Raw genomic sequence first — 12598 nt, 5'->3', positions numbered from 1 at the left:
CCTTCATTATTACGGCATGCTGGTTATAAATCACTATGATCTATCCACTTTAATTTATCCTAAAGCGACGGAATGCAATTCAATTCTGCCGCCATCCACTCTAACTTCAATCGAGGAAGCGTCCGCAGGTGCAAGTGTAGCACTAACGCGGCATAGGTCGCTGCCCGGAGACAATGACGTGACCGTCTTCTCGGCTCCGTCCTGCCGGACGGTAACAGTGGCCGCCTCCCTGCAAACCAGCTCAAGCGTTACCGAATTTCCCGCCTCGATGCCGCGGAAGGAGTAGACAGCAAATTCGCCCTCTGTCAGCTCCAGGGCGAGATTCATCCAGCCGCTGTCGAACACAAACGCCTTCGTCTGGGGCTCATCAGAAATCGGAACGAATTTCATGCCCGTTTTGTCCCGATACTTATAAATATTTCCTTCCGTGCGAAGTCCGCTAAAGGATACGCCCTTTCCCGGAAACTCGTCAAAATCAGTTCCCCGCACCCGGCAGCCCGGCGTTCGGAATACAGATGCCGTCACCTCCGGATGAGCGGTGCAATTCTCTACTTTAATATTATTCAGATACTCGTCCAATATCTGCTTTGTACGATCATAACTCGGCCGCGCCCCGCCTTCGGTGTAGGCCAGAAACTCATCCCAGCCCTCAGGCTTATTCACGGTATAAGGTGAATTTGCACGCCCCATCTTTTTCCACGGCCATAAGTTGTAGCCAATCCCCAGCGACACCGCCAGCGGATACATCGCGGCAAACCACTCCAGTTCGTTCTCCCCTGTCTCGCCCAGCCATAACGGCTGATCCAATGCCTTGGAGAGCGCCAAATATTCATCGTATACCTCTTTGCCAGGCTTGCAGGCATACCGGTGGAAATGAATGACCATGTTCGGGTCGTACCGTTTATAGAATACCGCTGTGTTCGTTGCCCAGTGATGGCCTTCCACCGACAGCAGATGCCGATCATCAATTTCCCGGATCGCGGCGATGGCCTCCTCGTAGAACTTCACCAGGCGGCGCACAAGATAATCTTCATGCTTCCCTTCCATCAGTCCCGGCCGAACCGGCTCATTCAGCAAGTCGTAACCGCCTACAATCCAGCGGTCGCGGTACCGGCGGGCCAATTCCCGCCATAGCTCGATCCCCTTGTTCCAGCTGTCTTCATCCGTGAACAGACGCGGAAAGTCATCCACCGAATCATCGATGTTGGCCCCCGTCTGCCCGCCGGGCGCCCCATGCAAATCCAGGAAGGCGTAGAGGCCGAACTCTTCGCACCAGTCCAGACAGCGGTCGATCAGCGCAAAACCGTCTTCCTTCCAGCGGATCCCCGGCTCGTCCTCCATCAGCACTCTCCATCCGAATGGAATGCGAACCGAGTTGTAGCCCTGTTCGGCCATAAGCCGGATATCTTCACGAGTCACATAATTATCACGGAAACGCTTCCAGAATTGTTCGGCATACGGCTTGCCCGCCACTTCCTCAATCACCGCTTCGATCCGCCGTGGACGGTCGAACCGCGTGTTGTGGGACAGCCACATGTACCCTTCACAGAGCAGCCAATTCCCGAGGCCCCATCCTGTCAGAATGATTTCCTCGCCATCGCCGTTGACTATGCTTGTCCCTCTGGCCTGCAGAAAGCCCTTCACGCGCGAACGATCTGTTTTCTCATGCATCGTTTCATCCTCCCGGTGCTATTCTTCGATTTAACGCAATCATTATAGCACCCTGTCCTGGCCCATCATAGCCGTCCCGATATTTGCGACCCTAACCCGAAAATTATGGCCTTGGCTCCTGTTTAGATGATCGGCCGGTATGACCGTCCCACGATTCGGGATAGAGATTTCGACGGATATACAAAAAAGCCCCGGAATCTTCATGAAAGAAGACTCCGGAGCTTTCTCGTTCTTACCGGATGCGGTCGAGAGGACTCGAACCTCCACGGGGGGTTAGCCCACACGGACCTGAACCGTGCGCGTCTGCCAATTCCGCCACGACCGCATATTATGTAGTGGTGTTTGTCATCTGTGTTTCAATCACCGTAATTAAGAGTATATCCCGCTCATCAATAAAATGCAAGACCTTTTTTTGATTTTTTTGATTATTTTCGAGATGATACATACTCTTCATTTTTTACATAATACGCGATGTCAGTATTCCCCGCAACTTCCCCGCTCTGGTTCTTGTTCTAGTCCTTGTCTCTCCAGTTCATCCGCACCTGCTTGATGCCTTCCACCTTCCACAGCTGCTCCAGCAGTTCATCCACGCCTTTCCCGTTAAAAGAATACACCCGGAATTCCATCGTCACCCTGGTCGATTCCCCGTCTGCCCCTTCATTGTTAACCGTCATATCTTCCAGACTGACATTGGCTTTATGCAGCAGCGACGTGATCGCGCTGACTTCAACCGGCTGGTCTTCAGATTCCACGGTAATTTTTAAGCGTCCGGATTTTTTGATAAACAAGAAGCGTGCCTCAAACCGATTCAGCACCAATGTGCTAAGCAGCACAATGATCGTTGTCACGACGGCCGGCAAATAGTACCCGGACCCGACACTTAATCCGATGGCAGCCGCCACCCATAATGTGGCCGCTGTCGTCAAGCCGGAGATAATGTTATTGGAGCGCCGTAATATTGCCCCAGCCCCCAAAAATCCGATCCCGCTGACCACCTGGGCTGACAATCGCGCCGGGTCGAACCTGGCATTAGGGTGATTGATCAGCGTGCTGTCAAATCCGTAGATGGAGGTCAGCATAATCAGGGTGGAGCCGACCGCCACCAGCAGATGGGTTTTGAGTCCAGCCTGCTTGTTCCTTCGCTCCCGCTCCCAACCGATGAGACCGCCGAGCAGCGCAGCCAGCAGCAGCCGCATCAGCATAATTTCACTTTCCAGATAAATGGTCATGATCCATATGTCACTCCTCTCCTCGGCTGCCAAATCTTTATCAGATGGACATGTTCCGTTAAATAATACCCTCTCAACCTCATATGTATAACACGGAAGGCTCAAGTCCATAAGAAGATCCCGATTGACCAACGCCAATATGTGTATGAGTGTCCTCGCGCGTTTAGTCCTCATTCGTGTAAAACGGCTCCTAATCCCGCTGCCCCTGGCATCGTGCATAACAAAAAGCCCTCCCACTCCAAGCGTGCTGTCCCGATAACGATCGGGCAAGCAGCCTGGAATGAAAGAGCTTATCTCATTGCCGGTCTTTTCTTCCTCACGGCGGAAGGGGCAACCTGTTTAACCTTCTTGAAGGTGCGGCTGAAGTAATAGATGTCGTTGAAACCTGTCGCGGTTGCAATCTCGGAAATTGTCAGCGGGCTTTCGCGCAGCAGATAATCCGCCTTGTTCAGCCTCGTTTCATTGACATATTCGGTTACCGTTCTGCCGCTGATCTCCTTGAACAACCTGCTGAAATGATAGCGGCTCAGCCCGGCCATGCCGGACAGCAGCTCAACGGTCAGATTCTCTTTGTAATGATCCTCGATATATTTAAAAATCGGTGCGAAGCGCTCGACGTTCTTCATTCGTTCCACATACTCTTCCTGTGTCAGCACCGTGGAAACATAGCCGCGCAGCAGCAGCGTCAGCAACCGGTAGAGCTCGGATTTGATCGCCAGCTCATAACCGAACTCGCGCTCTTCCAGCTCTTTAATGATGGACAGCATAGAGGCAATCGCATCATCCCCTCCGATCCGGTTGTTGAACAGCAGCCGGTTCTGGGCAATCGGTGTGATGAACTTCATCTCGGGCGCATCCATGGAATGACTCTGAAGCAGAGAGAAATCTGCGATCAAGGCATAATAGAACAAATGAGGGGTCCGGCTGACACCATAATGAAGCTCGTTTCGGTTGACCGCAATGAAATCCCCCTCCTTCACCTGCAGCGTGGAGGACCCCAGCTCAAGCGTAGCCTCACCTTCGACAAAATACAGGAATTCAAGTTGTTCGTGCCAGTGATGCGGAAACAGCACCTGTCCGATTCCTTCCTTGATACAGCGGTGAACCTTGATCGGAAAATGCGGATCAGGCATCGTCATGGGCTCCTGCAGCGACTTGTCCAATGCTAAAAACTCCTTCCAGTGAAGTCAGCACAAATGTACAAACAAACAGCACGGTTCATCATGGCTTCATGCGTTATTAGCATTATAATACAAAAGTAGCAAGCCAGTAAATCAGAGGAGTTGACATGATGAAAACCTTTAATGTTGGTGTCATTGGAACTGGATCGATTTCATCCATGCATTTGCAATCTTATATGAAGCATCCGGAGGTGAATCTGGTTGCGGTGTGCGATCTGAACGAGGAAAGAGCACGCCAAGCTGCTGACAAATACGGTGCAACCAAAGTATTTACCGATTACAACGAGCTGCTCGCCGATCCGGAGATTGATGCAGTCAGCATCTGTACCTGGAATAACACCCATGCCGAGATCAGCATCGCTGCCCTTCATGCCGGCAAGCATGTGCTTGTCGAGAAGCCGCTGTGCCGCACGGTTGAAGAAGCGCTCCGCGTTCAGGAAGCGGTTAAAACATCCGGCAAGCTGCTTCAGGTCGGTTTCGTCAGACGTTACGATCCGAACGCACAGATGCTTCGTCAGTTCGCGGATCAAGGCGAATTCGGCGAATTGTATTTTGCCAAGGCGTCCGCCATTCGCAGACTGGGCAATCCGGGCGGCTGGTTCTCCGACATCGAACGCTCCGGCGGCGGCCCGCTGATCGACATCGGCGTGCATGTCATCGATCTGTGCTGGTACATGATGGGACGTCCAAAACCGGTGTCTGTCAGCGCTAACACATACAAGAAGCTGGGCAACCGCTCCAACGTCCGCAATCTGTCCTTCTACAAAGCAGCGGATTACGATGCCGAGAAGAACACCGTGGAGGATATGGCCAACGCCCTGATCCGTTTCGAAAACGGCGCTTCCCTGATGATCGATGTCAGCTTCACCCTCCATGCGAAGGAGAACGACACGTCCATCAAGCTGTACGGTGACAAAGGCGGCTTCGAGGTGGATCCGGAGGTTGTCGTTGTATCCGAGAAGCATGATACGATCGTGAACATTTACCCGCAAACAGATAACAAAGGCTTTGACTTCAACTCGGCTTTCCAGAGCGAGGTTGATCATTTTATTGATAGCATTAAGAACGGAACCACCCCGATCAGCCCGGTGGAAGACGGCGTGGAAATTATGAAAATTCTGTGCGGCATTTACGAGTCTGCGGAAAAAGGAGCTGAAGTGAAGCTATGAAGTTTGGCGTAAGCTCATACAGCCTCTTCCAAGCCTTGAATAAAGGCGAGATGACCATCACCGACGTAATTGACTATATCGCTGACATCGGCGGCGAGCATATCGAGATCGTTCCGCTCGGCTTCAACCTGAAGGAGAACCCGGAGCTGATCGAGACGATCAAGACACATGCCGCAGCCAAAGGGCTGGACATTTCCAACTATGCCATCGGCGCAAACTTCGCTGAACTGGACGATGCCGCTTACGAGGCCGAAATCGAAAGAGTGAAAAGCGAAGTGGACATCGCTTCCGCCCTTGGCGTCAAGCTGATGCGGCATGACGTCGCCTCCTCCCAGGACCTGTCGATGAAGCACTTCCTGGAAGAGCTTCCTCGCCTCGCGAATGCCTGCCGCATCATCGCGGATTATGCCGCAGAGCGCGGGATTACAACCAGCGTGGAGAACCACGGGTACTTCATCCAGCATAGTGACCGTGTCCAGGCGCTGGTGCAAACCGTGAACCATCCGAATTTCAAAACAACGCTTGATGTCGGCAACTTCCTCTGTGCGGATGAACCGTCAACCGTTGCCGTAGCCAACAATATTGGACTGGCCTCTATGGTCCACTTCAAGGATTTCTACTATCGCTCCAAGGAGCTCGCGCCAGGTCCAGGCTGGTTTAACACCTCCAGCGGCAACTGGCTGCGCGGGGCGATTGTCGGTCATGGCGATATTCCGATGCGCGATGTCATCCGCATCGTGAAGGAATCCGGATATGATGGCTACATTTCCATTGAGTTTGAAGGCATGGAAGACTGCCGGACAGGCACGAAGCTTGGACTGGAATATTTGCGTAAAACATGGAATGAAGTATAAAGAGCGAAAGCATTCAATAAGAATGGAGGATTACGCATGACAAAGCCTATTATGCCGAACAAAATCGGTGTCATTGTGGACAGCTTTCGGGTTGGCGTGAGAGAAGGTCTGCAAAAAGCGAAAAAGGTCGGCGCGGACGGCGTCCAGATCTATGCCGTACATGGCGAGATGGATCCAGCTAATCTATCAGCATCCGCCCGCAAGGAGCTGAAGGATTACATTGCCTCGCTTGGGCTGGAAATCTCCGCCCTGGTCGGCGATCTTGGCGGTCACGGCTTCCAGGACCCTGCTGAAAATCCAGCCAAAATCGAAAAATCCAAACGGATTATGGAGCTTGCGCTCGATCTCGGCACCAACATCGTGACTACCCATATCGGCATCGTGCCACAAGACAAGAACGGCCCGGTGTATGGAACGATGCACAAGGCCTGCTCCGAGCTCAGCTCGTTTGCGAAATCGATGGGCGCCTATTTCGCGATTGAGACAGGTCCGGAGCCCTCGGCCCATCTGAAATCGTTCCTGGACAGCCTCGGCTCCAACGGCGTCTCCGTTAACTTCGACCCGGCCAATATGGTAATGGTCACCGGTGATGACCCTGTGCAAGGCGTATACACGCTGAAGGATTACATCGTGCATACCCACGCGAAGGATGGCATCAAGCTGGCTGACTTCATCGATCCGCGCGATGTGTATGGCGATTTCGGGTATGAAGCACCTGCGCTCGACCATGACAAAATGGCCGATATGGCCGAATCCGGTGAGAAATTCCGCGAAGTGCCGCTCGGGGAAGGCGGCGTGGATTGGCCGGCTTACCTACAGGCATTGAAGGATATCGGATACACCGGCTACTTGACGATTGAGCGCGAAGTAAAAACGAATCCGGAAGAGGATATTCAGCTTGCTGTGAATTTCCTGAAAGGATTCCGAGCTTAATAGACAGGCAAATGAGAACAGGCCGTTCAAGGTTGGAGTTGCTCCTTGACACGGCCTGTTTCTTATTGCATTTCCCTTATGCATTTAGGGCTACAACATTTGGGTTACAACATAGGGTTACAACATTTTTAGGACTATATCAGCTTGGGTCTAAATCATTTGCAGCCTAAAGGATTTGGATCGCTTCGGTACGCCTTGCACGATTATCCCGTTCGATCCGGTAACTCTTTCTTCCCCCATTGTCCCTGACCCCGCTACCTGAAAGAAAGGGATAATGGTGCAAAGGCAGCAACAGACACATGACCTGATCCCTGATACCACAGCCCGGATGGCGGTTTACCCGGTTATATTCAAGACTTGGTGTACCGATTATTTGCAACCGTCACTGCCCGGCCGTTCTCCTTGGCTGAACGAATCTCCGCCTCGATTATTTCCAATGATCCTACCGCGCTGTCCGGCGTACATACTGTCGTGCTTTCCCCATTCGCCACACAGTTGAGGAAATACTTGATCTCACGGTAATATCCCGCATCCGTTGACAAATCAGGCTGGAAGCGAGGAGCTTCTGCTGGATACACCGTAAGCACGTTCTGATCGAACACGAGCGTCGCCCGCTCAAAGTTCACCCGGTATCCCATGAAGAAACCATGCTCTCCTTGGAGCGTCCAATCCGCATGCCCGTGTATGACCTTGCCATCCGGATAGCTGTAATGGGTCGACACAATATCGTATCCGCTCCCCGGAATCACATTCAGTGCCTGTGTTGTCACCGCATCGGGCTTTCCGAAGAGCCAGTGAATCATATCCGCATCATGAATGTGCATATCCAGTATGCAGCCCCCGCTAAGATCCCCATCGAGAAACCAGCCAGTCGGCGACTCCGAGCCTCGATAGAATTGTCCCGCCAGCGCCTTCCCGTACCGTCCATCCTCTACACATGCTTTCAGGTATTCGTACTCCGGCCAGAAGCGAAGACATTGCCCGATCATCAGCTGCTTTCCGGAACGCTTAGCAGCCTGCACCATGCGCCAGCCCTCATCGGAAGAGCCCGCCACCGGCTTCTCGCACAGGACATGATAGCCTTTCTCCAGCAGCATACAAGTAAGATCGGCATGCAGATACGTCTGCAGGCACACATCCACAATGTCCAGCTGCTCCTGCTCCAGCATGTCCTCCAGACGGCTATACAGACGGTAATCCGACAGGTCGTACACCTCTTTCTCTGTCGCCATGTTCCCGCTTGCCTTGGCATTCTTGAGTTCATCCATGCGAACATCACAAATGGCTTGAAGCTGAACGCCCGCCCCCTCTTCCATCAGACGGACGTAATTGTCAAAATGCATGCGTCCCATAAAGCCAAATCCCAGCAATCCCACCTTCAACATCCAGAAGCCCTCCTTTTTAAAGTCATCTGTCAATGTCATCTGTCAATGTCATCTGCCATCGTAAAACCTTACGCCTTAACCTTGAGCTCGGCCCAGAATAACATCCATCGCCAAGGACGTGTTCACAATGATTTGCTCAGCATAATGCGTGTACCCTGGAATCATTTCGGCCGTTACGTAGTTGTCATAACCGATGGAACGGAGCGCACTCACGACCTCCGGATAGTTGACATCGCCAGCAAGCAAATCAACAAAGCCGTGCAGTCCGCCCGCCTGTCTACGGTAATCTTTGAAATGCACCTTTTTAATCCGCTTGCCCAGAATTCGAATCCACTGCTCTGGATAACCGCTGTGCACAACATTGCCTACATCAAAATAGGAGCCGACCAGTTCGGAGCCGATTTCATCGATGAATCTGCGAAGCTCCAGCGGGGATAACAGAAACTTGTTCCATACATTTTCGATAGCTAGGGATACCCCTGCACTCTTGGCAAAAGGTACAAGTCCCGCGATCGCCTCCTGAGCCCGTTCATACGCATATTCATAGTCCACGACCGCCGCACCCGGAATAAAATCTACTCCCACTGCGCCGGGAATAACCAGAATCGCATCCACGCCAAATGCAGAAGCAAGCTCCAGCTGTTTCTTGCATACATCCACCGCCTTCTCCCGCATTGCCGGATCGTCGCTCGTCATGGAGTAATCCCAGTACAGCCCGGTCGCAAGCCCAGCAATGTCCAGCTCTGCTTCCCTGAGCGCGGATTGAATAACCGCAACTTCCTTGTCGGTTGCCTCAAGTCCAAGCTCCCCTGTCTTGTTCAGCGACAATTCAATCCCCTCAAAGCCCGCATTCTTGGCCAGTGAAATGCATTCGGCAATGGACGCATGCTCGGGAAACGACCATATATTAATCCCTTTTCTCATGTGAAGCCCTCCTTTATTTTCATGATAAAGACAGACTCAGCAGCCTCCGTTTTGTCCATATCCGTTGAGATATGAAGTCCTTGGAGTTGCAATAATTACTTATATATTAAATAATTAATTCAATAATTGATTTAGATAGAAAAGCGAATATTTGGATAATTCCGTGATTTTAATATGACTTGAGACATACAGAAAGGAGGGAGATGCGTGTACCCACCACAGGAGCAGGATTACCCTAGGAAAAGACAGGCTCCCGCGAAGGCATGGTCACCGAGCATTCATTATGCGCAGTTTCAGCGGATGCCGACCGGCGCTTTGCCTGCGCGGAGGTTGTATGATTTTGAGCTGTTGTATGTATGTCAGGGAGAAGCCGTAACGACGATGTACGGTCAGCGTCATCCCATTGAGGCGGGGCAGCTTATCTTCCTGCCATCCGGGGTGTATCATCAGAATGAGGTCGTATCACGGCCGGATGCGAAGTTTCTTGGCATTCATTTTGACTTTTTCGATGAGCTGAACATTCAGACAGAAGCGGATATGATTGTGAATGAAGCGAGGCTTGCACCTGAGAAGTTCGCCAGCGAGGGAGTCTTGGACCATCTTCCGCCGCTCTCATCCCGCACCATCTACACCCCCCCGGTTCCCTGCGTACAGATGATGGAGCGCGTTGTAGATGAATTCACGCTGCGTCCTGCCGGCTATGAGCTGGTATGCAAAGGCCTGATGCTGGACATTCTTATTCAGCTGCTTCGCTCTCGTCCCGCACGCACACTCGCAGATTCATCGCCGCACGACGCCAAACTATATGAATTGATAGCCCAAATGGAACAAGCTCCAGCCGAAGACTGGAGCAATAAAGTGATTGCGGAACGACTCATGCTGAGCCTTGATCATGCAGCCAAGCTGTTTAAGCAGTTGACGGGGATGCCGCCGAGCGAATATGTCCAGTCCATCCGCCACAGGGAAGCCAGAAGGCTGCTGCGGGAATCCGATCTGTCAATCGAGATGGTAGGTGCCCATGTCGGCTACGCCGATATCCATTATTTCAGCCGTATCTTTCGCAGGCTCGAGGGCATTACCGCTACGGAATACCGCAAGCTGTCACGAATTTTGTAGACCAGACCCGTCTGCTTCAGCCAGCGATCTATTCGCTCTACGGCCTCGGCCAGTTGTACGCTTGAAGCCGCGTAGGAGCAGCGGATGAAGCCTTCTCCACCGGCACCGAACACATGCCCTGGCACGACCGCAACTTTCGCTTCCACAAGCAAACGCTCGGCGAACACCTGGGAGCTCAGCCCGGTTCCTGCTATGGAAGGAAACAGATAGAAGGCGCCCTGCGGCTGGCGGCACGACAGGCCGATGTCGTTAAGCGCCGCTGCAAACATCCGTCTTCGCTCATTGAATGCCCGTTTCATCTCCTCTTTGTCTGCCTGCCCGCTGCGAAGGCATTCCAGCGCGGCCGCTTGCCCCACGCGGGGGGCGCAGAGGGCGGTATATTGATGAATCTTCGTCATGGCCGCGATAAGCGCCCTGTCCCCGCAGACGTATCCGACCCGCCAGCCGGTCATGGCATAGGCTTTCGAGAAGCCGCTGATCACGACGGTTCGCTCCCGCATGCCTGGCAGTGAAGCAATGCTGACATGCTTGCCTTCGTACGTCAGCTCCGCATAGATTTCGTCCGATAGAATGATCAGATTATGCTGTACAGCAAGACGAGCAATCGGGAGCCAATCCTCATGCGTCATAATTGCTCCGGTCGGATTACTCGGATAATTAACCATGATCGCTTTTGTCTGCGGTGTAATAGCCTGCCTGAGCGCTTCTGCCGTCAGCTTGAACTGATCCTTCTCTGCCAGCTCAAGCTCGACCGGGGTGCCGCCATTTAAGCGGATCAAGGGAGCGTATGCGATATACCCCGGCACCGGTACGATCACCTCATCACCCGGTGACAAGATCGCTCGCAGCGCAAGATCAATCGCCTCGCTGCCTCCTACCGTCACCAGCACCTCCCGTGACGGTTCATAGCGTATTCCGAAGCTGGCATGCATGTACTCGGCGATCGCCTCCCGCAGGTCTGACATGCCTTCGTTTGGCGTGTACATCGTCTGCCCCTGCTCCAGGCTGCGTTTCACCGCATCGATTGCACACTTCGGCGTTGAGAAGTCCGGCTCTCCTACCCCAAGGGAGATGATGTCCTTGTCACCCTCCACCACATTGAAGAACTGCCTGATCCCCGATGGCGGAATCGACTGCACAACGGGTGATATCCGGCTGCTGATGGGATTCATATCCATGGCCCCTTGCCTTCTTCCCCTAGCCGCTCGCGAAGCGAAGATTCGATGATGATGTCGAGCAGCCTGCTAAAGGATATGCCTGCTGCCGCTGCGCTTTTGGGAAGCAGGCTGTTCTTGGTCAGTCCGGGAAGGGTGTTGACCTCCAGAATATAGAGGTTATCATCCTTCAGCATCATGTCTACCCTGGCATACACACTGCATTTTAAAGCATGATAGCACTCAGAGCAGCAGCTTCGACCTGCTCCCGCACTGGCGCCGGAAGTACAGCCACCGTTTCCTCGTCCTCGCCTTCTTCATATTTGGACTTGTAATCAAAAAAATCAGCATGCGGCTTGATGGACAGCACCGGAAGCAGCTCGCCGTTCAGAATCGAACAGGTGATTTCCTGACCGTCGATATACCGCTCCAACATGATCGTGCGGTCCCACTCTAGCGCTTCTTTCACAGCAGAAGTCAGGTCGTCGGCCGAATGCACGATCCGGATCCCGATGCTGGAACCGCCCCGATTCGGTTTGACTACAATCGGAAATCCGAGCCGCTGCACGTCTGCTCCTTCCAAATCTGCCAGGCCGGATACCGTCACCCAGTCCGGTGTCGGCAATTCTTCACTGCGAATCAGCCTTTTGCTGACATCCTTATCCATACATATGCTGCTGGCCAGAACACCGCTGCCCGTGTACGGAATGCCCATCGTCTCCAGCGTCCCCTGTACCGTTCCATCCTCGCCGTAACTGCCATGAAGCGCAAGCAGCGCCATATCGATCTCCGCCGCCTTCTCGATCAGATCGCGTTTATGGCTGATTTCAATCGCGCGCACCTCGTACCGGCCAGGATCCAGATGTGCCATCATCTCCTTGCCAGTGAGCAGGGATACCTCTCGCTCGGAGGATACGCCTCCCATCACAACACCAACCTTCATCATGCCTTCTCCCTCCTACAGATCTTCTTCGATGTTTCT

The 12598-nt window shown here is 52.9% G+C and carries 10 protein-coding genes, 1 tRNA gene and 1 pseudogene; 4 read left to right on the top strand and 8 right to left on the bottom strand.

Features of this window, described 5'->3' with window-relative positions; all coding sequences use genetic code 11:
• Nucleotides 1-54: 54 nt before the first annotated feature.
• The 4 genes from CHH75_RS08475 to CHH75_RS08460 form a co-directional block, all read right to left on the bottom strand.
• The gene (locus CHH75_RS08475) at nucleotides 55-1671 is read right to left on the bottom strand and encodes a glycoside hydrolase family 5 protein (RefSeq protein WP_095397950.1); all 1617 of its coding nucleotides are present in this window, start codon (nucleotides 1669-1671) and stop codon (nucleotides 55-57) included.
• Nucleotides 1672-1911: 240 nt separating this feature from the next.
• Nucleotides 1912-1996 (bottom strand) — tRNA-Leu (locus CHH75_RS08470).
• A 187-nt stretch (nucleotides 1997-2183) separates the two neighbouring features.
• Nucleotides 2184-2900 (bottom strand): MgtC/SapB family protein, encoded by a 717-nt coding sequence (locus tag CHH75_RS08465; protein ID WP_095263940.1) that lies wholly within the window; start codon nucleotides 2898-2900, stop codon nucleotides 2184-2186.
• A gap of 290 nt (nucleotides 2901-3190) precedes the next feature.
• Nucleotides 3191-4063 carry a helix-turn-helix domain-containing protein gene (locus CHH75_RS08460; RefSeq protein ID WP_095263939.1) on the bottom strand — a complete coding sequence of 291 codons (873 nt, stop codon included), beginning with the start codon at nucleotides 4061-4063 and terminating at the stop codon, nucleotides 3191-3193.
• A 128-nt stretch (nucleotides 4064-4191) separates the two neighbouring features.
• On the opposite strand from CHH75_RS08460, the gene CHH75_RS08455 reads away from it, so the two are divergent.
• The 3 genes from CHH75_RS08455 to CHH75_RS08445 are packed head-to-tail and all read left to right on the top strand — an operon-like array spanning nucleotide 4192 to nucleotide 7037.
• Entirely contained in the window at nucleotides 4192-5250 is a 1059-nt protein-coding gene (locus CHH75_RS08455; protein ID WP_095263938.1) for a Gfo/Idh/MocA family protein, read from the top strand.
• Entirely contained in the window at nucleotides 5247-6104 is an 858-nt protein-coding gene (locus tag CHH75_RS08450; protein ID WP_095263937.1) for a sugar phosphate isomerase/epimerase family protein, read from the top strand. The genes CHH75_RS08455 and CHH75_RS08450 overlap by 4 nt, the downstream gene beginning before the upstream one ends.
• A 36-nt stretch (nucleotides 6105-6140) precedes the next feature.
• Entirely contained in the window at nucleotides 6141-7037 is an 897-nt protein-coding gene (locus tag CHH75_RS08445; RefSeq protein ID WP_095263936.1) for a sugar phosphate isomerase/epimerase family protein, read from the top strand.
• 350 nt (nucleotides 7038-7387) lie between these two features.
• Here CHH75_RS08445 and CHH75_RS08440 read toward each other — a convergent pair whose 3' ends face one another.
• Both CHH75_RS08440 and CHH75_RS08435 read right to left on the bottom strand, forming a co-directional pair.
• Nucleotides 7388-8422 (bottom strand): Gfo/Idh/MocA family protein, encoded by a 1035-nt coding sequence (locus CHH75_RS08440; protein ID WP_095263935.1) that lies wholly within the window; start codon nucleotides 8420-8422, stop codon nucleotides 7388-7390.
• A 75-nt stretch (nucleotides 8423-8497) separates the two neighbouring features.
• A complete protein-coding gene (locus CHH75_RS08435) occupies nucleotides 8498-9346 on the bottom strand; it encodes a sugar phosphate isomerase/epimerase family protein (RefSeq protein WP_095263934.1) in 849 nt (282 codons plus the stop codon).
• A gap of 207 nt (nucleotides 9347-9553) precedes the next feature.
• Between CHH75_RS08435 and CHH75_RS08430 the strand changes: the two genes are divergently transcribed.
• Nucleotides 9554-10462, top strand: a complete 909-nt coding sequence (locus CHH75_RS08430) for a helix-turn-helix domain-containing protein (RefSeq protein WP_244908090.1) — start codon at nucleotides 9554-9556, stop codon at nucleotides 10460-10462.
• Here the strand turns inward: CHH75_RS08430 and CHH75_RS08425 are convergent.
• A complete protein-coding gene (locus tag CHH75_RS08425; RefSeq protein WP_095263945.1) occupies nucleotides 10387-11634 on the bottom strand; it encodes a pyridoxal phosphate-dependent aminotransferase in 1248 nt (415 codons plus the stop codon). The two genes, CHH75_RS08430 and CHH75_RS08425, sit on opposite strands and share 76 nt — an antisense overlap.
• Nucleotides 11631-12559 (bottom strand): annotated as a pseudogene (locus tag CHH75_RS08420) (D-alanine--D-alanine ligase). The gene CHH75_RS08425 and the pseudogene CHH75_RS08420 overlap by 4 nt, the downstream one beginning before the upstream one ends.
• Between the last annotated feature and the right edge of the window lie 39 nt (nucleotides 12560-12598).

The organism is Paenibacillus sp. 7541, assembly GCF_002276395.1.
GTDB lineage: Bacteria > Bacillota > Bacilli > Paenibacillales > Paenibacillaceae > Paenibacillus_AQ > Paenibacillus_AQ campinasensis.
Note: the sequence above shows the minus strand (reverse complement) of the source record. Positions and strands in the feature narration are given on the sequence as shown.

What these genes read in the sequence shown, in the direction of transcription:
- CHH75_RS08475 (WP_095397950.1), bottom strand. Translation starts at nt 1,671, where the DNA reads ATGCATGAGAAAACAGATCGTTCGCGCGTGAAGGGCTTTCTGCAGGCC.
- CHH75_RS08465 (WP_095263940.1), bottom strand. Translation starts at nt 2,900, where the DNA reads ATGACCATTTATCTGGAAAGTGAAATTATGCTGATGCGGCTGCTGCTG.
- CHH75_RS08455 (WP_095263938.1), top strand. Translation starts at nt 4,192, where the DNA reads ATGAAAACCTTTAATGTTGGTGTCATTGGAACTGGATCGATTTCATCC.
- CHH75_RS08450 (WP_095263937.1), top strand. Translation starts at nt 5,247, where the DNA reads ATGAAGTTTGGCGTAAGCTCATACAGCCTCTTCCAAGCCTTGAATAAA.
- CHH75_RS08445 (WP_095263936.1), top strand. Translation starts at nt 6,141, where the DNA reads ATGACAAAGCCTATTATGCCGAACAAAATCGGTGTCATTGTGGACAGC.
- CHH75_RS08440 (WP_095263935.1), bottom strand. Translation starts at nt 8,422, where the DNA reads ATGTTGAAGGTGGGATTGCTGGGATTTGGCTTTATGGGACGCATGCAT.
- CHH75_RS08435 (WP_095263934.1), bottom strand. Translation starts at nt 9,346, where the DNA reads ATGAGAAAAGGGATTAATATATGGTCGTTTCCCGAGCATGCGTCCATT.
- CHH75_RS08425 (WP_095263945.1), bottom strand. Translation starts at nt 11,634, where the DNA reads ATGAATCCCATCAGCAGCCGGATATCACCCGTTGTGCAGTCGATTCCG.